The 245-nt window shown below is 51.8% G+C and carries 1 rRNA gene; it reads right to left on the reverse strand.

From position 1 onward, the window contains the following. Positions 1 to 245 (reverse strand): 16S ribosomal RNA (locus tag AC0IYH_RS33365); the annotation flags it as partial.

Consider the following 245-nt stretch of genomic DNA (forward strand, 5'->3'; position numbering starts at 1 on the left):
CCTGGATTCAAGCCATGCAGTATCAAAGGCAATTCTGGAGTTGAGCTCCAGGCTTTCACCTCTAACTTACAAAGCCGCCTACGTGCGCTTTACGCCCAGTAATTCCGAATAACGCTAGCTCCCTCCGTATTACCGCGGCTGCTGGCACGGAGTTAGCCGGAGCTTATTCTCCCGGTACTGTCATTATCATCCCGGGTAAAAGAGCTTTACAACCCTAAGGCCTTCATCACTCACGCGGCATTGCT

The sequence above is a fragment of the Pseudomonas sp. AC463 genome (assembly GCF_979253585.1).